The 21968-nt window shown below is 52.1% G+C and carries 16 protein-coding genes and 2 pseudogenes; 7 read left to right on the top strand and 11 right to left on the bottom strand.

Annotated features, from left to right (window positions below):
* The first annotated feature begins 44 nt into the window (after window positions 1-44).
* Window positions 45-932, top strand: coding sequence for a LysR family transcriptional regulator (locus tag DVA44_RS12205; RefSeq protein WP_246843563.1), 888 nt, complete (start codon window positions 45-47; stop codon window positions 930-932).
* 61 nt (window positions 933-993) lie between these two features.
* Here the strand turns inward: DVA44_RS12205 and DVA44_RS12200 are convergent, their stop codons facing one another.
* Together DVA44_RS12200 and DVA44_RS12195 are read right to left on the bottom strand one after the other, a co-directional pair.
* Window positions 994-1320, bottom strand: coding sequence for a multidrug efflux SMR transporter (locus tag DVA44_RS12200; RefSeq protein ID WP_114314974.1), 327 nt, complete (start codon window positions 1318-1320; stop codon window positions 994-996).
* Window positions 1317-1664: a multidrug efflux SMR transporter gene (locus DVA44_RS12195; protein WP_246843562.1), complete on the bottom strand. Its 348-nt coding sequence runs from the start codon at window positions 1662-1664 to the stop codon at window positions 1317-1319. Before DVA44_RS12195 ends, DVA44_RS12200 begins: the two co-directional genes overlap by 4 nt.
* A gap of 530 nt (window positions 1665-2194) precedes the next feature.
* Between DVA44_RS12195 and DVA44_RS12190 the strand changes: the two are divergent.
* Window positions 2195-2891, top strand: a pseudogene (locus DVA44_RS12190) (IS1 family transposase).
* Between the two features lie 59 nt (window positions 2892-2950).
* Window positions 2951-3200 (top strand): annotated as a pseudogene (locus DVA44_RS26005) (hypothetical protein); the annotation flags it as partial.
* Between the two features lie 135 nt (window positions 3201-3335).
* Here DVA44_RS26005 and DVA44_RS12180 read toward each other — a convergent pair.
* Window positions 3336-3857, bottom strand: a complete 522-nt coding sequence (locus DVA44_RS12180; protein ID WP_114387079.1) for a hypothetical protein — start codon at window positions 3855-3857, stop codon at window positions 3336-3338.
* Window positions 3858-4209: 352 nt separating this feature from the next.
* Between DVA44_RS12180 and DVA44_RS12175 the strand changes: the two genes are divergently transcribed.
* Window positions 4210-4491, top strand: coding sequence for a helix-turn-helix transcriptional regulator (locus tag DVA44_RS12175; protein WP_114387078.1), 282 nt, complete (start codon window positions 4210-4212; stop codon window positions 4489-4491).
* 251 nt (window positions 4492-4742) lie between these two features.
* Here the strand turns inward: DVA44_RS12175 and DVA44_RS12170 are convergent, their stop codons facing one another.
* Together DVA44_RS12170 and DVA44_RS12165 are read right to left on the bottom strand one after the other, a co-directional pair.
* Entirely contained in the window at window positions 4743-5270 is a 528-nt protein-coding gene (locus DVA44_RS12170) for a hypothetical protein (protein ID WP_114387077.1), read from the bottom strand.
* Window positions 5271-5568: 298 nt separating this feature from the next.
* Window positions 5569-6474, bottom strand: coding sequence for a LysR family transcriptional regulator (locus tag DVA44_RS12165; RefSeq protein WP_114387076.1), 906 nt, complete (start codon window positions 6472-6474; stop codon window positions 5569-5571).
* 116 nt (window positions 6475-6590) lie between these two features.
* Here DVA44_RS12165 and DVA44_RS12160 point away from each other — a divergent pair, with 116 nt between their 5' ends.
* Together DVA44_RS12160 and DVA44_RS12155 are read left to right on the top strand one after the other, a co-directional pair.
* Window positions 6591-8000 (top strand): MFS transporter, encoded by a 1410-nt coding sequence (locus DVA44_RS12160; protein WP_114388413.1) that lies wholly within the window; start codon window positions 6591-6593, stop codon window positions 7998-8000.
* 92 nt (window positions 8001-8092) lie between these two features.
* Window positions 8093-8929: an alpha/beta fold hydrolase gene (locus DVA44_RS12155; protein WP_114387075.1), complete on the top strand. Its 837-nt coding sequence runs from the start codon at window positions 8093-8095 to the stop codon at window positions 8927-8929.
* Window positions 8930-8976: 47 nt separating this feature from the next.
* Here the strand turns inward: DVA44_RS12155 and DVA44_RS12150 are convergent, their stop codons facing one another.
* The 5 genes from DVA44_RS12150 to DVA44_RS12135 all read right to left on the bottom strand — a co-directional run bounded on the left by DVA44_RS12150 (window position 8977) and on the right by DVA44_RS12135 (window position 13948).
* Window positions 8977-10158: a PLP-dependent aminotransferase family protein gene (locus DVA44_RS12150; RefSeq protein ID WP_114387074.1), complete on the bottom strand. Its 1182-nt coding sequence runs from the start codon at window positions 10156-10158 to the stop codon at window positions 8977-8979.
* 133 nt (window positions 10159-10291) lie between these two features.
* On the bottom strand, window positions 10292-12286 hold the full coding sequence (locus tag DVA44_RS12145) for a TonB-dependent receptor domain-containing protein (protein ID WP_114387073.1): 1995 nt from the start codon (window positions 12284-12286) through the stop codon (window positions 10292-10294).
* Between the two features lie 10 nt (window positions 12287-12296).
* Complete coding sequence (locus tag DVA44_RS12140; protein ID WP_114387072.1) at window positions 12297-13358, bottom strand: YncE family protein; 1062 nt, start codon at window positions 13356-13358, stop codon at window positions 12297-12299.
* A gap of 105 nt (window positions 13359-13463) precedes the next feature.
* On the bottom strand, window positions 13464-13604 hold the full coding sequence (locus DVA44_RS25550) for a type II toxin-antitoxin system HipA family toxin (RefSeq protein ID WP_139157100.1): 141 nt from the start codon (window positions 13602-13604) through the stop codon (window positions 13464-13466).
* A gap of 92 nt (window positions 13605-13696) precedes the next feature.
* Window positions 13697-13948 carry a helix-turn-helix domain-containing protein gene (locus DVA44_RS12135; protein WP_103824398.1) on the bottom strand — a complete coding sequence of 84 codons (252 nt, stop codon included), beginning with the start codon at window positions 13946-13948 and terminating at the stop codon, window positions 13697-13699.
* A gap of 814 nt (window positions 13949-14762) precedes the next feature.
* On the opposite strand from DVA44_RS12135, the gene DVA44_RS12130 reads away from it, so the two are divergent.
* Window positions 14763-18554 (top strand): NAD(P)-binding protein, encoded by a 3792-nt coding sequence (locus tag DVA44_RS12130; RefSeq protein WP_114388412.1) that lies wholly within the window; start codon window positions 14763-14765, stop codon window positions 18552-18554.
* Between the two features lie 55 nt (window positions 18555-18609).
* Here the strand turns inward: DVA44_RS12130 and DVA44_RS12125 are convergent, their stop codons facing one another.
* Complete coding sequence (locus DVA44_RS12125) at window positions 18610-21867, bottom strand: DEAD/DEAH box helicase (RefSeq protein ID WP_168194482.1); 3258 nt, start codon at window positions 21865-21867, stop codon at window positions 18610-18612.
* Window positions 21868-21968 lie beyond the last annotated feature (101 nt).

Genomic DNA, 21968 nt, shown 5'->3' with positions numbered 1-21968 from the left:
ACGGGGTAAGATGGCAGAACTGCTACACCTATTTACAGGAGAAGATGATGAACCTGGTAGACGGTATTGAGGCGTTCGTGAAAATTGCTGACCTGGGCAGCTTCGCGGCCGCGGCGCGCGAGCTGAATATTTCCCCCTCTGCTGTAAGTAAGCTCGTCAGCAAAACAGAAGAGGAGCTGGGTACGCGCCTACTTAACCGTAACACGCGTGGTTTAAGCCTGACGCAAGAAGGTAAAATGTTTCTTGAGCGTAGCCGGGTAATACTTAATGAACTGACAGCAGCGAAGGAGGAGCTTTCGTCTGTATCAGGCGAGCCTAAAGGCAAGCTTCGAGTGAGTATGCCTTATATACCGTCCTTTTTCCTGCCGGTGATCAGCCGTTTTATGGCGCAATATCCGGCAGTAACTCTTGAGGTAGATCTTAGCGACAGACTGGTTGATGTGGTGGAGGAGGGATTCGATGCGGTAATACGCGTCGGCCAGTTGTCAGACTCCCGCCTCACGGCCCGCTCGCTCGGTAACTGTGCCATGAATCTGGTGGCATCACCGGATTACCTCAGGCGATACGGGATTCCTGCCTGCGTGGAGGATCTCAATTCCCATACCTGTATTCAATACCGCTATCCCTCAAGTGGGCGCACGGAGCCCTGGCCACTTCTGAATTCAGCATCCGGCGTGCAGAATGTTATCCCTTCTCTCGTCTGCAACAGTACGGACATTCGCCTTGGGCTGGCACTTGACGGCAAAGGTATTGCTTTTATGCCGGGGCTGCTCACGGAAAAATATATTGAATCAGGTGAGCTGAAAATTGTGCTGGGAAATATTGTCGAACAAATCTATGAAATCAATCTGGTCTGGCCCACGAATAAATATGTGCTCCCCAGACTCAAAGCCTTTACGGATTTTATGGTGAATTATTTTACCGGAAACTAATAACTGTCAGAAAGGTTTCTCTCTTTCATTCAGGATACTGTCTGAAAGAGAGAATATGGAATTAAACCAGCTTCAGCATGATCGCACTAAAGATAATAAGAAAGATACTTGCCCCCTTGAGCAGACGAATTTTATCTCCGTTAATCAATACGCCTACCGCAACGGCACCGATGGTACCCACCCCCGTAAAGATGGCATAGGCCACGGAAAGGGGAATCTCGCGCATGGAGATACTCAACGAGCTGAGCGCAATGGCAAAGAGTACAATAGTGGCCAGAAGGAACGTGACCTTACGGCGAGCGGTTCCGGCATTGGCATAGCCATTCAGGGTGGAAATACCCGCAACCTCGAAGCAGCCGGCAACAAACAGAATGAGCCAGGAAATCATGATCTTGCTCCTTTAACACCAATGATGCCCAGCATCAGGGTGACCACGAATACGATACGGAGGATTTCTGGCTGACCTCCGTGAGACAGGGTGTGGGTCATTTCTACCAGTACCACAAATAGGGTACCGAGACCGGTATAAACTACATACGCGATACTTGCCCTGACATATTTGAATGACAGCATGAATATGCCGAAGCTGGCCACCACGCAAACCATGGTCAGGAATATTTCAAATGGACCCTGGGCATGCTTAAGACCGAATGCCCAGGCGCACTCAAACATCGCGCCGATGATAATAAGGATGAGACCTCTGGTGTTCATAACAATTTTCAAACCAGTCATGTGGAGAACCATCAATCCATCAGACACAGCGTCTGACGTTCGGTCAGAGTAAGCTGGAGAGCAGCATCACGACGGCGCATGCGTTTTTCAACAACTGACGGGGTTGTCCGGCTCAGTTCTTTATAATACTGCAGGTACTACGTTGGTGCGCATAATGTATATTATGTTAAATAAAGTTGACTGTTAACTTACTTCATGAACCAAGACGGTTCGCATAAAATCATAGGGTTAAGTCCCCCCTTAATCACTCGTTTGCTGGCATTATGTTTAAGAGCTATTTTCTTCATATCCACGAACTTCTCTGAGGATGTCTCAGATGTATATACTCGACCAGGCTGGTACTCGTCTATCGAGGCAGAAATCGCAGCATTTTCCCTGCGGTTGCTATTGCAACTCTGATTATTTTGAAACGCTGGTACTGTGCGCTGATTAAATTAACCGATTACACTAACCGTACCAATTTGACCCAGAAAGCGGTAATGCTGCCAACTTACTGATTTAGTGTATGATGGTGATTTTAAGGTGCTTGCGTGGCTTCCATTTCCATCAGATGTCCTTCCTGCTCCGCTACTGAAGGCGTGGTGCGTAACGGCAAAAGCACTGCCGGACATCAGCGCTATCTCTGCTCTCATTGCCGTAAAACATGGCAACTACAGTTCACTTACACCGCCTCTCAGCCCGGTACGCACCAGAAAATCATTGATATGGCCATGAATGGCGTCGGATGTCGCGCCAGTGCACGCATTATGGGCATTGGCCTCAACACGGTTTTACGTCACTTAAAAAACTCAGGCCGCAGTCGGTAACCTCGCGCATACAACCGGGCAGTGATGTGATTGTCTGCGCTGAAATGGACGAACAGTGGGCTACGTCGGTGCTAAATCACGTCAGCGCTGGCTGTTTTACGCGTATGACAGGATACGGAGGACGGTTGTGGCGCACGTCTTCGGTGAACGCACTCTGGCCACACTGGAGCGTCTTCTGAGCCTGCTGTCGGCTTTTGAGGTCGTGGTATGGATGACGGATGGCTGGCCGCTGTACGAATCACGCCTGAAGGGAAAGCTGCACGTTATCAGCAAGCGTTACACTCAGCGCATTGAGCGACATAACCTGAATCTGAGACAACATCTGGCAAGGCTGGGACGGAAGTCACTGTCGTTCTCAAAATCGGTGGAGCTGCATGACAAGGTCATCGGGCATTATCTGAACATAAAACACTATCAGTAAGTTGGAGTCATTACCCAGAAAGCTCGGGAAACAATAGCCCTCAAACGCCTTCTGCTACTGTTGATGGCTATGCTTCGGTCTTCAGTAAATACAGACTTCATCGAAGATGACGGTCGCCCTACCCAGCTTCGCACTCATATTTCTCGTCACAATATAAACACTTTTCTCGCTATTGCTGAAATTTCAGACTACTTACAAGCCATGTTGATGGGGCGTGTTGATATTACTCAAAATAAGCATTACCAGCATTTGGCTCTTAAGGAGCGCCGAAAGACTGCTTCTCTTATTCCGTTAGTTCAGATCCTATAGGAGCAGACAACACTAACTGTTATTGACGCTCATACACCGCTCGATGCGGTAAAACAATTTAGCAGCCATGGGAAATTAAAAACCCGGCACAGTGGCCGAGTCTGATTTCATCTACAACATTTTGTCTAACGCGGATTACTGGTGAATCACCTGCATGAGACGATTAAACAGCGCATTCCCTTGGTCGCGGCTGGCGATGATTGATTCTCTCAGTGCCTGCATTCGTGTCTCATGCTCCTGAATTTCCCCCTCATTCATAAAAATCCTTTCGCCAATAGTGTCAACACTGTACTCTCTGAAGTATTGGTGAACATCGTCAATTAACCGTGTCAGAAAGGCGTGAATCTCTTCACCGCAATACACGTCAGCGTTTCTGAACGCATCTCTTGCGACTGCAATATCTTGTGCGCCTAACCCATAGGCAAAGCGGGGGAATTCGTCCATTATCGCTGTAAATGCATTTCTGATTTCGACACGAGGATCCATAAGGTTTATATCTTGCGCCCTCCTAGCAATAGCCTGATTTTCCTCCGCAATTTGCGTTGTCCTCTTAGCGGTCTTTCTGTTCTGGAAATACACCAACAGTCCCAAAAGAAAACCCAACCAACTCAACAGCGGTGCAGCGCCTGCAAACAAATCTGAAATGCTTTTCCACATAGTGTACTGACCTACTTTTCTTTATTGTTTAACTACTGATTGTTCTAACTCGGGTAATTATTTACCCATTTGCTTTCAGGGTATTGACCAAAATGGCGGTTGAGGTAGGTTTTGCGGCAGGAGTTCAAAACGGATACTAAATTAAACCTTACACACCGGCCTTTACCCCATAAGCGTGATTTCTGTGTCCAGAATTTATGCTTTTACAGCCACCTGCTGCGTGAGCGCTGATTTATGGGCTAGGTCGGCGACGACTAAGTTTAACAGGAATAGAGTTTCATTTGGTTTAAACGGAACCCTGGCCTATGGATACGAGCACCTGATTCACAGAGCAGGTTAGAGGAGATGATTGATGAAAGTTAAAGGTATCAAGCATGATGTACTGAGGGCGAAAGCCCTCAGTACTCCGGAATCTCAGGCCGCATATGAAGAGGCAGAGAGAGAAGCTATGTTATTTAATTTACTACAAGAAATGAAAGGTAAAGCCGGAATGAATAGTAAACAATTAGCTGAAAGAATGGGAGTGACTCCGCCTGCGATTACTAGACTTGAAAGAAATCCAGCCAGAGCAAGCATCTCAACACTTGATAGATATGCCGCTGCCTGCGGAATCCATCTAAAAATAAGCATTTGAAAAATTTAAATAAATTATATTTTTAAGAATTCAGAAAATGCACCCTCGTGCAACGCGAGGGTCAACGTTAGCGGCGACTAGAATACCCGTTGATGCAAAGTGCACACCATTCAAACAAATGTATTGAGGATTAACCCACTAGGTACATAGACATAGCTGGTAGGCATCTCCACCCGTGAAAAGAACGAAATTCCATATGGCTTTAAGCAGCGCCAGCCCATATAAAAAATTTCGAATTTAAACTCCACGCATTAATCAAGAAAATCAGGACGTTGCTTTGATATGCATTCTGATACTTCGGTTATCACAGCAAGACAATTTTGAATAAAATCATCATCCACAAGGACCAAACCCTCAACACCTGAAACATCACCCTCTTCCTGAACAGGTGTAGTAGGTGTATCAACTACAAAATCAAGATTATTGAATTTAGCGACCAAATTGTTATAGCTAGCCCCATCACCATGCTTTAACGCATTGATTGCAAGATAATAATCATGAAACTTATCTTTCAGCGCAATCTCGCCTGCCTGTTCGAGAATAGATTTAGCCTCTTTGAAACCGTCTCTACAGTGTAACCTGCGCTGTAAGTGAGCCTCGTAAACAGAAAACAACCCCACTGCATGAATCATTTTTTGCAGATTAAGAGCTTGCATATTTTTTAAAGGTGGTGTGGCACCAGTTTCAGATAATGCTTTAACTGATAAATCATAGCATTCATTAATTTTTGCTAATGAGAAATTTGTGCATCTGTACGCTAACTCAGAAAATGAATGCATAGGTTCCTTAAAATCCCTGTTTTGAAAATGTGATGAGAAATGATTAATGAACTGTAGTTAAGCCTATCAGCTAAAAACATCCATACGGGTTGTGCAGGACCAGCTCATGAAGCAAGGTAACAAAATATTATGTTTTTTAATGGAAATCAATTATAAAAACAATACATTAATCGGCGCGATGTCTGTGAACTAGCGTTGCAATCAACATAAGTTAAATGCGATCTATGGCAGCAACGCAGACGTACCGGGCCTCATATTACGCGCCCAGCTTTATCCCCTCGCCTCAGCTTCTCATTCCTCACCGTACACTCCGACACACCTCAAGCACTTTTTCTCTCAGCCATCGATGACCGGGATCCCTTTCCATTCTCGGATGCCACATCTGCGACACCGTGATGGCGCGGGTCTCAAACGGCAGTTCGAATACATGCAGCTGCTCCGTCATCTGCGGGTTTTGCAAATACAACGCCGGAACCATGGCGATAAGATCCGATGCCAGCGCCACGGATAACGCCGTCGGAAAGCCAGGCACCACGCTTGCCACCTTACGCGACAAACCTGACTCCACCAGTGCATCATCCACGAACCCATGTAATGATCCATTCGGCGCGGCCACCACATGGCCCCAGGCGACATAATCCTTTACGCTGATTTCCGGTAACGATGCCAGCGGATGCGTCTTACGAACGGCACCGACAAATCGGTCCTGAAAAAGTCGCTGCAGGCGAATTTCCGGGCCCATATTGCTCTGGACGCCAATTTCCAGATCGACCAGACCCTCACGCAGATAACGTGACGTTTTTTCCGGCTTGGGCGCGAAACGGATACAGACGTCCGGGGCAGCCTCAGCCACAGCGGCAATCAGCGCCGGGCCAAACGCGACGACAAACCCATCGTTGGCCCGGATGGTAAAAATCCGCGCCAGACTTTCCAGCCTGAGCGTCTCCATTGACGGCTGTAACACTGCCCTCGCCTCCTGCACCGCATTTCTGGCGCGATCCCGGGAGGCTTCAGCCCAGGGGGTCAGCACCATATTTCGTCCGGCTCGCACCAGAATCGGATCGCCCGTCACCTCACGCAGCCTGTTGAGCGTGCGGCTCATGGCGGATGCACTTAGGTTTAAGCGCCGTGCAGCACCGGCCACACTCGCTTCTGCCAGCAGAATGTCGAGTGCGACCAACAGGTTAAAATCGGGATCGGACATGATAAACCTCAGATAAGGCGTTCGGTGCAATGATTAAGTGTAAACCATGCGCCTTCCGCCTTATATACCTCGTGTTTATAGTTTCGTCATCAAAACCATATTCAGGAGTTCAGATGATGATGCTATTTTCAAACCAACCCGGTGATGACGGGCTGCCAGGGCCGGCGCGCGCCCGGGTGATGATCACCGTAATGGTGACCACCCTGATGGGGGTATTTGATGGCACCATGATCAACATTGCCCTTCCCTCTATGGCGCAAGCGATGCGGGTGCCTGCAAGCTACGCGGTCTGGTTCGCTAACGGTTACCTGCTCTCTGCGGCCATGACGCTGATGATCTTCGCCTCGCTCGCGACGATCTTTGGCACTCGCCCCATATTTCTTGCGGGGCTCACCACCTTTACGCTGACTTCACTGGGCTGCGCAGTGGCAACTACCCCTGAAATGCTTGTGGCAATGCGTATCCTGCAGGGGATCGGCGGTGCGGCGACGTTAAGTATTGCTCCGGCGATCCTGCGCAGCGTTTTTCCGGGACGACTGCTTGGCCGCGTGCTGGGTCTGCATGCCCTGCTTATTGCATCCAGCACCGCCATTGGCCCGGTGCTGGGCGGCACAATACTGGATACCCTGAGCTGGCAATGGTTGTTTGCCATTAACATTCTTCCGGGAACCTTAGCCCTGTTGCTGGCTTTCAGGGCGTTACCCGGAAAATCAACGTCCGGCAAAACGGCGTTTGATCTCCCTGGCGCGGTACTGTCAGCGACCCTTTTGGGGGCAATGATTATGGCGGCGAACAGCCTTCACCTGGTGGCGGTCTGCTGGGGACTCCTCGCCCTGTTCAGCATGATGCTGTTTATCTGGCATATCCGCCGCGCCCGGGCACCCATACTGCCGCCCGTCATATTCAAGAACGGACGTTTCACCCTCGCGGCATTAACGTCACTGGCCTCTTTTGTCAGCCAGGGGATCACCTTTGTTGCACTGCCTTTCCTGTTTCAGAGCGTATATGGCTACAGCCCTGTTGTATCCGCGCTGCTGTTCGTGCCCTGGCCGATAGGTATTGTGCTCATTGCACCCCATGCCGGCCGCTGGGCAGACACGGTTTCTGCGCCGCTAATCTCCACTGTTGGGCTGGCCATCTTTGTGGTGGGGTTGATCCTGCTGGCGATGCTGCCCGCCTCGCCTTCCGTATGGGATATCGGCCTGCGTAGCCTGGTTTGCGGCATCGGATTTGGATGTTTTCAGAGTCCTAACAACCGGGAAATGTTGTCGAATGTTGCCCGCGAACAGGCAAGCTATGCATCCGGGGTATTATCCATTGCCCGAACTTTTGGGCAGTGCCTGGGCGCCGCTGTTGTTGGTATCCTTCTGAATTTGATATCGCCGGAAACCGGCCAGACGTTGAATGAACGGGCTGTCCATTTCGCTCTGTGGGTCGCTGTCGCTGCGTCTGTCGTTTCAGTGTTGTTTAGCCTCAGCCGACTGCGCAGAACGCATGCGCTTTCGTTGGGAGGAAGCAATCGTTAATCTTCTCAACTAGACTTCTTAGCGGCTGTACGTCTTTAACTGCGGACGCAGCCCACTTCACTCAGGTTCTTTTATTCCCCGAGAGGTCTATCATGTCATTTGTTACCACCAACGATGATGTCAGTATCTTCTATAAAGATTGGGGTCCTAAAGATGCACAGCCCATTTTCTTCCACCACGGCTGGCCATTAAGCGCTGACGACTGGGATAACCAGCTGTTGTTCTTTTTAGCTGAAGGTTTCCGCGTTATTGCCTCTGACCGTCGTGGTCATGGCCGCTCAAGTCAGGTCAGCGATGGACACGATATGGATCATTACGCCGCCGATGTGTCTGCCGTTGTGGAACATCTGGATCTGCGTAACGTTGTCCATGTTGGTCACTCCACCGGCGGCGGACAGGTTGCACGCTATGTGGCGAAATACGGTCAACCGCAGGGTCGCGTGGCGAAAGCGGTTTTAATCAGCGCCGTACCGCCATTAATGGTGAAAACACCGGAAAATCCAGGCGGTACACCTCTGGAGGTTTTTGATGGATTCCGTAAAGCGCTGGCCGCAAACCGGGCGCAATTTTATCTCGACGTGGCGACGGGCCCCTTCTACGGCTTCAACCGAGCGGGGGCTGAAATATCCCAGGGGACTATTCAGAACTGGTGGCGGCAAGGGATGATTGGCAGCGCGAAAGCGCACTATGAAGGCATTAAAGCCTTTTCCGAGACGGACCAGACCGACGATCTGAAAGCGATTACCGTGCCGGTGCTTATTTTGCAGGGTGATGACGATCAGGTGGTGCCTTATAAGAATGCCAGCCTGCTTCAGGATGAACTTATCAGCAACAGCACGCTGAAAGTTTATCCGGGCTATCCTCACGGGATGCACACGACGCACCCTGATACGATCAACAAAGACTTACTCGATTTTATCCGCAGCTAAGTCAATGATTCGGGTGGCCTTCGCCACCCGTTTTACTTCCGCGCCCCTTATAAGGAGGCTTTTAACCGTGCGACCGCCTCTTGCAGATTTTCATCCGTGACGCTGACGTATGACATGCGCAGCGTGTTGTGATCCGGCTCGTTACAGTAGAAGAACTCCCCTGGCACGTAGACCACGCCGTTGTTGAGGGTCTTTTTCAGCCACTCGGTAGTATTCATCTCATATTTGAATTTCGCCCACAGGAACATGCCACCCATCGGTTTGTGGAACGTCAGGTGATCGCCCAGGTCGCGCTCCACCGCCTGGCAGAGGATCTCGCATTTGTGTTTATAGGCGTCACGGATCAGCGCGATTTGTCCCGCCAGTCGTCCCGTGGTGAGATAGTGATAAGTGAGCGACTGCGACAATGTGCTGGTGTGTAAATCGGTGGCTTGCTTGAGGATCACCACCTGTCGCTTCACCCAGTCCGGTAACACTAACCAGCCTACCCTTGCCCCCGGCGCGAGGATTTTTGAAAAGGTCGAGGTGTAAATCACGTTATCGCTGCACCCCATCTCTGCCGCCCAGGCTTTTAATGGCGTGAAGGTGTCGTCGGTAAAATTAATTTCGCCGTAGGGATCGTCTTCGATAATCACAAAATCGTAGCGCTGCGCTAATTCCACCAACTGCTTGCGGCGCTGCTCTGTCAGCGTTACGCCGCCTGGGTTGCCAAACGTCGGTACGATGTAGACCGCTTTGATCGGCGTGGTCTTAACCAGCGCTTCGAGCTCATCAACGATCATCCCTTCGCCGTCGGTACCCACCGACATCAGGTTAGCCTCGGCTAGCTGCAGAACCTGCAGGGCCGCGAGATAGGTTGGACGTTCAACGACAACAATGTCGCCCGGGTTGATCAGCGCGCGCGCCAGAATATCCAGTGACTGCTGGGAACCGGATGTGACAACCACCTCGTCGATACCGCAGCGGATCCCCCTGCCGCTCAGCAGCTGGCAGATTTCGCCGCGCAGCTCCGGGCTACCTTCGCTCAGACCGTACTGAAAAGCCTCCTTCCAGGTGCTGGATAGCACCTTTTCCATTGCCATTTCCAGCCCTTCACGATCGAAAAGATCCGGGTTGGGGATGCCCCCACCGAGTGAAATCACCCCTTCCATCTTGCTGTGTTTTAATAGTTCTCTGATCGCCGATGACTGGAGGTTTTGTACTTTGTGGGCAATTTTGTTCTGCGACATCTTTCGTTATCCTGGTTTGTTGTCTCCCAATCTAAGTATCACATGTCGGCGGCTTTGATAATCACTTTCTACGGCAGAAAAACGAGGAATAACAATTGCAGAAGCCGGAGCACGACGGCTCCGGCAGTAAGGTTCAGAACTCGATACGGGCGCCGAAGTTATAGCGGCGGCCTTCCAGCATCGAAGACTGGTTGTACGAGGTGCGGTAAATCGGGTTTGCGTCAAACAGGTTATAGATGCCGGTCATGAGTGTAACGTTCTTGTTCAGATGGTAACGCGCCCCTAAATCGACCAGCGCGTAGGCTTCTGTTTCGCTGGAATTGCCGATGTCCGGTGAGGTGCTGCGCCAGCTCGCTTTGCTCCATAACTCCAGGTCGTTTAGCGCATTCCATGTCAGAGAGACGTTAGCCATGCTTTCCGGGAAGTCACTCAGGGCGTAACCTTTATACTCGCCGCTCTGCTGTTCGCTGTGAGTCCAGGTATAGTTGGCATTGGCTCTCAACGATGAGGTGACCTGCCAGTCGCCGTTCAGCTCCACGCCGTAGATTTCGGCATCGCTGACGTTGAAATACTGGAAGACGGAGTCAGCGACGTAACCATTATACCTACACTGCTGCGAGGCCGACGCGGTACAAATGACCCGGTCGCTGATTTTGTCCTTGAATTTGGTGTAGAAGACGGTCGCGTCCAGCGCCAGCGCATCCTGCTGCCAGTAGACGCCAAGCTCGGTGTTGACGCTCTCCTCCGGTTTGAGATCGTCATTACCGATGCCTATTTCCGAATAAGGATAAGCCCCATACACGCTGGTAAAGCCGGCATTATTCTGGCGCAGATCCGGTTTTTTATAGCCCGCCGACACACCGCCCTTCAGCGCCCAGTTTTCATCAAGGGTCCAGTTGCCGTAGAGCTTAGGCGTGACGTGATAACCAAAGTAGCTGTCGTGATCCAGACGCGCCGAGGTCGTTAAGGTGAAATCCGGGACGATCATCCATGCATCTTCGGCGAATACCGCCCAGCCGTTGCGCGATATTTCGCTCACCGGCGTTACGCCCGGCGCCTCTTTATCTTTAATGCCGAACTCATCATCCAGCTCATTGCGGGTAAAGTTGATGCCCAGCGTCAGCTTGTGGTCGCCGAGGGTAAAGGTGTTGGCGCTGTTCGCCTCGTAGTTTTTCTGGGTAATAAACTGTGATGCCATTCCCGGCACGCGGTACTCGGTTTTCGCTTTCTCGTAGCTGACGAAGTTCTTCACCTCCAGTATGTCGCCATACCAGGCGTGCTGCGACAGCGAAGCCGCGTCGCGGTCGAAGCCCCAGTACCACTGTTTATCGTTATGCGTTTTCTCCTGATTCCCTTTCGTAGCGTTCAGATCCCAGAGTTGGGTCTCCGTTGGCGACAGGGCGATCGTTGCGTCCAGGTTGCCGGACTGATGCTTCACAAAACGCTCGTCGTTGACGCTATCATCGTCACGACGGTCGAGATAATCCGCGGCCACGCTCACCCCCAGTTTACCGGGGATCACCGGGCCCATCACAAAGGCATTGGTCTGGTTGGTGTTGCCGTACTCGCTCTTCTCCTGCAGGAAGTAGTTATCCTCCAGGACGCCGGTCCACTTCTCCAGGTTGTACGCTTTTTTAGTGATGACGTTGACCACACCGCCGATGGCGTCAGAGCCATACAGGGATGACATCGGCCCGCGGATCACTTCGATGCGCTCGATGGCGGCCAGCGGTGGCATAAAGGCGGCCTCGGTACCGATATGGTGGCCGTACGGGCGGGATTCGCGAGTGGCCTGTTTGATGCCGTTCACCATGTAGGAGGTATAGGTGGAGTCCATCCCGCGCATCTGGACATCGCCAGTCGCCAGGCTGCCGTGGCCGTTACCCACCAGGAGACCCGGCATCTCGCGCAGGGCTTCGGTGACGTTCTGGTTAGAGCGGGTGTTCAGCTCCTTTTCATTCACCACCGAGATGGTTGCTGGTGCCTCGCGACGCTCCTGGCTGAAGCCGGTCGCGGTCACGACCAGCTCATCTTCGTTAACGGCGGTGGATTCCGCGGCGAAAACGGCCGCAGGAAGGTTTGCCAGGGCGAGCGAAACCGCCACGGCCATGCGTGTCTGCTTTATCACAACAGGATCCTTAGAGCTGGGTTAAATCAATCTTGAGCACGTAGTCAGCTTTGTGAGCTTTCTCATCCTGCTTGACGCTGGCATAGAGCTTGCTGGCATCGGCAGACAGCACCAGGCTGTTTGGCATCGCCGTGGTTTTAATGGTGTGTTTCAGGTGATAAGTGTTTGCATCGATCACGCTAATCTGGCGATCGTTACGATGGGTGACGTAGACCTCTTCCCGTGCCTGGTTGTACAGCACGCCAACGGAATTAGGAGTCGGTACACGATGAAGCAGCTTGCCGGTGTCCAACTGCACAACCAGCACATCTTTGGTGTTGGTGTCGGCGATATACCCCACCCCTTTGGCACTGTTTAGCGCGATATTCAGGAAATAGTGCTCCGGATCGGCAGGATCGACCTTCACGCGGCTGAGCAGCTTCGATGTTTTAGCATCCAGCTCGATCAGCTCCCCGACGCCCGACACGACATACACTTTGTCGCCCGCTTCATCTACTGCAAACCCGACCGGCTCAAGTTTTTCAAGGGTTTGGGCCAGTGCCTGCTTCTCGGTATCCACAACCCAGAGTAATCCTTTATCCTTACGCCCTATCCCCGAGACATAAAGACGCTGATGCTTCTTATCCAGCACTACTTCACGCACGTGCACGCGATTTTCTGGATCTGACGTGTCGCTCAGCTGAATTGTTTTAATGACTTTATCAGTACGGGTATCGAGCAGCGTGACTGACCCTTCCAGCGAATTACCCAGATAAAGGCGATGATTTTCTTCGTCCAGCGCGACGGCGAATGTGCGACGTTCCGTGGGGATCTTCGCTTCAATTTGCAGCGTCTGCGCCGCCAGCTTAAAGACCAGTCCGTCCGTTTTGTTTTTATCAAAGGAAGGTGCTGACGCGGCATAAAGGGCCTGCTGACCCTTATCGTAGGCCAGCTCGTACACGCCGTGCCCAAGTGGCTGGGTGACGAAATCTTTCTCGGTAAAGGTTTTAGCGAGTGCAGCGCCAGAGTGCATTGCCAGGGAAATGGCGACGGCGCACAGGGTTTGCTGTATTAGGGTAGAGGGAATATGCATGTCATTTTTCTTTACAGTTGCTTACGTAAAGAAAAATGATAATGAAAATAAATATCATTAACAATTACAAATGGCGTGTACTACCCTACCAATTTTTGTACCGATTTAATCGAAGCGGCTTATTCTCGCCGCCTGGCTTGCCAGACCGCGGAAAATCGCCCCGCTTATCTGTTCCGGAAAATCCGCCGGTAATTCCGCTCTGACGGTGGCGATTACTTCATCCGTGCGGTCGGCCATCTCTTTCATCAGCTTCCGGGCGAGTCCGCTTCGATAAACAGACTGAAATTCTTACCGTGACCATCAATTGCGGCCAGCATCCAGAACAGGATCTGCGCTTTTTACCACTCCTTTGTCCAGCTGGGGTTATCGGGCAGCGTCGACCCTCTTTTCACCACATGGAGTTCCAGATCCAGCGCCGCGAGAATTTTGAACAAGGTTTCCAGCTTGGTGGATTCAGGTTTGTTCTCGAAATCCGATACCGTAGTTTGTTTAATGCCAACCTGTTCAGCGGTCTCCGATTGCGTTAACTTATTGACCTTACGCTGATCTCTGACTGCCTGTGCCAGTGCACCTGCCGTTGTTACTTTCATGCTTACCCCTCATAGAGGATATTTTAGAAAAAACCCTGTAGGGGATAAAACAAAAATAACCCCTATAGCGGTTAAATTCAATTTATCCCCCACAAGGGATAAAAAGGGGCAGCCCACCCTATTTTTCTGTTAAGCGACTGTTCAGGGCACGATGTTTAGGTACGTTTGAATATGAGGGCACATTGTATGTTGTAACTATTGAAAGGTGTTCACAATATCCTGGTATGAGAGAAAACTAATACTCCACGCTTTATATTCTCAAGAGCGAGAAGCCCTCGGAATTAAATATCTGAATCAATCATTAATAGGCCATTTCCTCTAAGACAAAAGTGCCAGAAAAAGACAGACCTCATGAAGACGACAGTCCAGCAAACTAACGAAACGGGGGATCATTATTTAAAGACCCGGTTAAGCATTATTATCGTTTAACCGAAACGCATCCAATAAAAAAAGGACCACCAGCAACCAATGATTTTATTCATCTTTTTAACAGGCGAAGCCGGAACATGCTGAAAAACGCCGCGTAGCGCCAGGAAGTCAGGCTATCATTGATGAATAAGACAGTGATTTTTACTCATTGAAGACCAGGACGTCAACATATAACGGGTGAACTCCGGGGTATTCCTGTTGCCCTGTTTTGCTGGTTTAAAATTATTCGGAGAGGATGGTTATGGTTGAATGTTTTACGAAAAATAATACTCGAAATTTTCCGCGGATGTATTTTTCGCCATGGGTATGGGTAATTAAAAAAGGCCAATAAATTTAAACATACTGGCTGTGTATATTTAAAACTGCCCATAAGGGAGCAATGTATATGGCGATATTCAGGTCATTCTGGCAGGCAGGATTCGAAGGCGCTGATTTTATCACCCGGGCGGGTCATCCCCTTTCAATGGATAACGCAACGGCGCATGACGTACGGTATGCCGAGGATTACCGCGCGCTTAAGCCGTTCAACATGCACACGGTAAGAGAGAGCGTCGGCTGGCGTCTTGTTGATAAATCAGGCAGTTACGACTTTACCACCGTCGCAAAAAAAATGATGTCGGCAAAAGAGAACGGTATCCAGATTTGCTGGACGATCTGTCATTACGGCTTTCCCGCTAATCTCGATTTTTTCTCACCGGAATTTGTCTCTCGCTTCGCTCATCTGTGTGGCTCGCTGGCCGCGTTTTTGCGCCCCTGGTATGAGGAGCCGCCGGTCTACTCTCCCATTAACGAAATCTCATTCACCGCCTGGGGCATTGCGGAAGGATTGTTTCCCACCTCCCCGCCGGGCGTGGGCGAAAGCGAGCTGGTCAAGCGACAACTTGTTCGTGCTGCCATAGCCGCCTGCGACGCCATCCTGGCGGCCGATCCCAGAGCGCGAATTTTACATTGCGACCCGTTAATCCATCTGATTTCACCGGATGACGACCCTGCAAACATTGAGCAAACCGAAGCGTTTCGTACCGCGCAGTTTCAGGCGTGGGACATGCTGACAGGCAGGCATGAGCCTGAGCTGGGTGGCCATCCGCGCTATCTGGATCTGATAGGCGCCAATTACTACCACGACAATCAGTGGATGATGGGCAACAACCAGCGCCTGCCGTGGCATCTGGGTGACGGTCGGCGACGGCGATTGCACGAAATGTTGCAGGAGACCTGGGAACGTTATCGCCGCCCTATTCTGCTTGCCGAAACCAGCCATGTGGGTAGCGGGCGCGGCGCCTGGATTAACGATGTCGTCTCAGAGGTGGCTCAGGCGCAGCTGGCAGGCGTAGAGCTTGCAGGCATTTGCCTTTACCCGATTATCGACCGCCCCGACTGGGAGAATAACGCAAACTGGCATCACTCTGGCTTATGGGATGTGAGGCCCGACAAAGAGCGAGAGCTGAATGCCGTTTACGCCCGGGCTCTTAAACATGTCCAGACCCGGCTGGAACACTTTCACCAACTAACTGGCGTCACTACCTGCACCAGCACAGAGGTATCAGGCATGAAAAAAATCTATGTTTTTAGTCACCTGCGCTGGGATTTTGTTTTTCAGCGCCCGCAACATCTGATGACACGGCTTGCTCAGCACTACCAGATCTTCTTTATCGAAGAGCCGCTGCATTCCGTTGGAAAACCTGAGCTGAAGATTTCCCAACCCGCGCCGAATGTCACGGTCATCCAACCGCAGACGCCGTCAACAGAGCCGGGTTTCCATGACGGACAGATCGCCTGGTTGGAAACACTGCTGGCGGAGATACGCGAAGAGGATGAAACCCCGGTCGTCTGGTTCTACACGCCGATGGCCCTCCCTCTGCTGAAGGTCTTTGCCCCCGCCGTTGTGGTGTATGACTGCATGGATGAACTGGCCGCCTTTGAAAAAGCGCCCCGCCAGCTGCTGCAACGAGAGTCAGCCCTGCTGACGCGGGCGGATATTGTCTTTACTGGCGGGCCAAGCCTGTATGCGGCAAGAAAAGGACGCCACCCGAACATTCACTGCTTTGCCAGTAGCGTGGATGCGGTGCATTTTGAACAGGCGCTGGATCGGGCAAATCACCATCCTCTGCAGGACGCTATTCCGCACCCGCGCCTGGGCTATTACGGCGTAATCGATGAACGCATGGATTTGTCGCTGATCGCCGCCCTTGCCGATGCGCACCCGGAGTGGCAAATCGTGATGGTTGGACCGGTCGTGAAGATAGATCCGTCTACCCTGCCGCAACGAAGCAATATCCATTACCCTGGCATGCAGCCTTATCAGGCTCTGCCCCATTTCCTTGCCGGGTGGGACGTCTGCCTGATGCCGTTTGCGCTGAATGAATCCACTCGCTTTATCAGTCCGACGAAAGTACTGGAGTACATGGCCGCGCAGCTTCCTGTGGTGAGTACCGCCATCGCCGATGTTGAAAAACCCTATGGCCACATTGTGGCGGTCGCCAGGGATCATGCCGCCTTTGTCGCGGCCTGCGAAGAGGCACTGGCATTGTCTGAGGAAGAGCGCGCTTCGCAGCGGCAGATCATGCAAAACATCGTCGCGAGTACCTCCTGGGACACAACCGTGCAAAAAATGCATGAGCTGATTGGGCAGGCGCTCTCTCGTCATCAGGCGCAGGAGACGGCGACAACGGATGCCGGAGGCGAGGATGTCTCACCTCAGGCAGTTTTACGCCTGATCCCCCCTGCCAGAACGGGTTCAGAAGTAGAGCCATGCTTAATTCTGGGCGCCGGGCCAACCGGTCTGAGCGCAGCCTATCATTTTGGCGAAGGGGCAACCTTACTGGAGCGTAATGAGACGGTGGGAGGCTTGTGCCGCTCGGTTCAGGACAAAGGATTTACCTTCGATTACGCGGGACACATTATGTTTTCCGCCGATGAAGAGGTGCTGGCGTTATACAACATCTTACTGGGTGACAATATCCACTGGCAGATCCGCGAGGCCTGGGTCTATACCGACGGCGTCTATACCCGCTATCCCTTCCAGGGATCGCTTTACGGCTTGCCGGCGCCGGTGATCAAAGAGTGTATTCTGGGTGCCATCGAGGCGCGTTACGGTACCGGGTCAGAGGTGAAAAGCATGGCCTCGACCTGTGGGAATAGTGCCGAGACGCATCGCCGCCATCATCATGACTGCTGTGCCGATGGCGCGGTGCCGGACTACACCAGCACAGGCCAGAACGTACCGCCGGAAGGCAGTTTTGAAGCTTTCATCTATGAAACCTGGGGCAAAGGGATCGCCCGTCATTTTGCCATTCCCTACAATAAAAAATTATGGACGGTGCCACTCTCAGAGATGGAGACCTCATGGCTGGGCGGACGCGTCCCCTTGCCCGATCTGGACCAGATCATCGAAGGTGCGCTGGGCGAAACGGCGAAGCCTATGGGACCCAACGCGCGTTTCGGCTACCCCCTGAAAGGCGGTTTTCAGGCGCTGATGTCCGGCTTTGTGCCGCACATAAAGGGCCGCATTGAGACCGGCGCCGAGGTCAGCAAAATCTACGTCAATCAGCATATTGTCGTGCTCTCTGACGGCAGGCAGTACCGTTATGAGCAGATGATCAGCACGCTGGTGCTGCCGGAGCTTATCCGTCTGATGGGTGACGAAGTACCGCCAGAAATTCGTAAAGCCGCAAAAGGCCTGCGCCATGTCTCCGTCCGCTGCGTCAATCTGGGCGTTAATCGCGACACCCTGACGGATAAACACTGGATTTATTACGCTGGCAAAACCGTATTCCACCGTATTTTCGTACAGGGCAACGCCAGTCCGTTCTGCAGTCCGCCGGGTGCGTGCGGCCTCACCTGTGAGATAAGCTACTCCCCGGAAAAACCGCTGCCCGCTGACGGCCAGGCGCTGATCGACAGATGTATTCAGGAGTGCATCGAGGTTGGGATCATCTCGGAAACCGATGAGATCCTCACCAGCAATCAAATCGATATCCCTTACGCCTATGTCATCTATGACCAGCAGCGTAAAGAGAACGTTGAGATGATCAGAAAATGGCTGTTGCTGCACGGCATCACGCTGGCCGGACGTTACAGCGAGTGGGAATACTACAATTCGGACCATGCGTTTATCGCCGGAAAGGCGGCGGTTGAGAAGGTTCGCCAGTCTGCGTATCGCCACTCTGTTTCATAGTGGTGACAGTGTCACGAAACGTAATAAGAGGGCACGAAATGTGCCCTCTTTCCGTTTACTCAGCGGGTAAACCGTTCGCCAGCGTGGAGAAGTAGCGCTGTTTCTGCCACTCCGCACGATTACCGATGACGTACAAGCGTTGTTTCGCCCGGCTGACTGCAACATTAAGCAGATTAGGCCGGCTGGCAGCCCATGATTTGGCGCCGGGCCGCTGAACATTTCCCCCAAGGACAAATATCACAATGCTGGCCTCTTTACCCTGGGTGGTATGCACTGTGCCGGTCTTTTGAGTGTCAAACCCTAGTTCAGACGCCAGTTGGGATAACTTCTGCGCACAATCTTTGAACGGTGAAACCAGGAAAATATTGTCTGGCTTTACGCCATGACTATCACGCAGGCCCGATAACAACGTTCTGACCGCTTCACCTTCCTCTGCAATCCAGTTCCCTTCACATGCCTTGCCTTCGACATCAATCCAGCAACTTTCCGGCAAGGGCAAGGATACCGCCTTTTTCCCATGAACCATGAGACCGTCATAAGCAACCGCATTACTGACGGTGAACATCGGATCGTCACAGCGGCGATGAACGCGAAGCGGACAGCCAACCCAGACCTGCCCATTATCCGGGTCAGGCAAAAGCGTGCCCAGATCCATCGTGTGATCGGCCAGGATTTGCGCCGACACCATCCCCGGCCACCAGCACGCTGAAACGCCATAATGCTGCGCCAGCGCCCCTTCCACGACTTTAGCGATCCCGCTAACCGGTTCCAGCTGTTTTGGATCCCCTACGACAACCGTTCGGGCTGCACGCCAGATGGCGCCTGCGGCCTGCTGGGGTAACGCCTGCCCCGCTTCATCGATAAGCAACCAGCCAATCGCTTCCCTGCCAATCCGTTTAAACATGCGCGGGACGGAAGCAAAGGTCGTTGAAATGACGGGAACGACAAGCGTCAGGGAATTAAGCGCCAGCTCAGCCTGCTCCTCGGACAAATTCTTGCCTTGTAGCCAGTTACTCACCAGATTGATGTTGCTGATGAACGGCTCCGGATGATGCTCAATAAAGGCCCTGTGAACATCCAGGGCGGCCAGGAACAACGCCTGTCTGGCTTTTTGCCACGCGTCGTCCGCCCAGGGCGCGGACTTCTCCCGCACCTCATCGCTGGCATGGGGATCGGGCCAGACATCACCCAGTGCCGATTTTGCCTGCTCTGACCGCGCTTGCGTTGAGATAAGCTCCAGGTGCATCTCGCTCAGAGCACGATCAATCTCCTGCAACTGCCGCGTCTGGTCCCTAACGCTCTTCTCTGCCTCCTTCTCTTTGCGTTCGAGGGCATCCCGTTCTGTCTGGTATATCCCCATCTTTGCGCGAAGGCGATCGCTCTCCTGGGTTAAACGATGATAACGCTCCCGCCATTCACGATGGGCGCGTCCCCATGTGGAGATCCAGTCCAGGAAGGTGGGCTTATGGGAACCATGCTGTTCCAGGCACTTGCCGGCAGCCTCAAGCTGCCCGCTCCATTCAGCGTAAAGGGCCTGATGCTCGATTTTTTCGACCTGGATCTTCGCCTGCGTCTCCTGAGCCTGAGTCAGTTGGTCTGCCGTCAGCGTCCGGACGTCGCGCTTTTCCAGAATGCGCTGATGAATCTCATCGATCTGCTTATCCAACGTTGCGTAGTCGATCAGCTGCTTACGTATCGCCTCTTCCCGCTCCTGCGCCTGTTTAAAATTCAATTTCGCCTTATCCCAGGAGATGGCCGGTTTTCTTTTCCCGGCTTTTATCAGTCTGAGATGATAAGCCAGCCCTTCTCCCCGCTGAGGCGTGAACGTATCTGGAGGTAATAACGGCGTATCCTTATTCTCTTCCGGTTTTCTCCACCAGAACACCTTCATAAAAGTGTTCCTGTTGCCTTTGTTGCCCAGTCTGGCCGCCAGCAAACCCCAACCCGGCTTACCGATCAGTTCTGAAACCAGATCGGCAAAATAATCACTTTCACCATGCACGCTTTCCGGCACGGCGTCTGCGCCGGGCAGTTCAAGCGAGATATTTTCCACCGCGCCGTTATTTGCGGAGGCAACGACAATCGAAGACCCCTTTATTGCAGGATGCAGAGGATAGTAAGGGTATCTGTCATCCCCAAGAATCAGCATATTTTTGCCCGCGAAGACCTCATCTTCATGGCGAATCAAACTCCCGGCCCGTTGCGTCACCACCGCGGCAACCACATCCCGCAATAAGGTGGTTTTCCCCGTCCCGGGAGGACCATTCACGGCAAAGATACCGGCTTGATCGGCGTGGCGACGCCAGATCTCGTTAACCGCTAACTGTTGGCTGAATGCCAGGGGATAAAGCGAAGGCCAGGCGCCCGCAGGGGGTTGCGTGGGAAGCAACCGCTGAAAGGCGAGCCGTAAACCCTCGGGTGAACGTAGGTCGATACGCGCTCTGTCAGGTTCAGAGACAGCACGCATATACTCAACGAATCCCGGTCCTGCATCGTTTTGCTGCCAGGCGCGGCCAAGATTACGCAGCTCGCTGATATAAAAACTGTTTAATAAACCATCCTGTACGGGATCAACCTTCTTTTCTCTATCTTTGTTATCCGGTGTTGGCTCCTCCCCGGCGGGCTTCGGTGCCTTAACCTGGATACATTTCACAAGACAGACAAACTCAGATTCTAAGGTTGAGTGCGGGAAAAGCGTTTTATCAACCACCAGCGCCACCAGCTTCTGGATCCAGTCGATATCCGGGCTGTTCCCGTTAGCCTCTAAAAGCGCGGCTTCATCGGCTATCCATTGCATAAGACGCAGGGTTAAGGCATCAAAACCGGCGAACCCACTATCAACAAGAGGGAGAGTGTCACCTGGCGGAGGCAAGTCGGAAAAATCTACGGGAACGTTGTTCTCAAGCGCCGCCACGCCGTCTTTATGGTGCAGGATTTGACCGGCAGCCCATGCGGAGAGCGACAGCATAAATGTCTGATAAAGCGGTATGCCCTGCTCATTGAAGCTAATATCAAAAAGCCGACTATTGACTCGTCCCCTCTCTTCAACGACATCATCATGCGCGCCAATCTTCTCTTCCAGTTGCTGAGAAAGCGCCGTGGCATCATAAACACCGCATTGCGCGGTATAGAGCCAGACTTTGTCATCCTTAAGAGGTTTATCGGTGTGTCTGGTATCGCGCCAGGGGAGATTGCCACCTTGCGCAACTTTATAGGCTGGCCGGAACAGATCGTCGGGATTATCTTTGTCGAGTTTCTGAGGCGTGAGCGCCTCGACCGCTTTCCAGAACTGAAAAATGTGTTGTGCCTGCATCTGCTGTTGAAATACCTGAGTAGGAGGTGATCGTTCGGCTGTTTGGCGCATTGCTAAGCAGCAAGAATAAAATACTTACACGAACAAATAATACCCCTGGT

The sequence above is a fragment of the Leclercia sp. W17 genome, from assembly GCF_003336325.1.
Taxonomy (GTDB): Bacteria; Pseudomonadota; Gammaproteobacteria; order Enterobacterales; family Enterobacteriaceae; genus Enterobacter.
The sequence above is the reverse complement of the archived record's forward strand: the minus strand, read 5'-3'. Positions and strand labels throughout refer to the sequence as shown.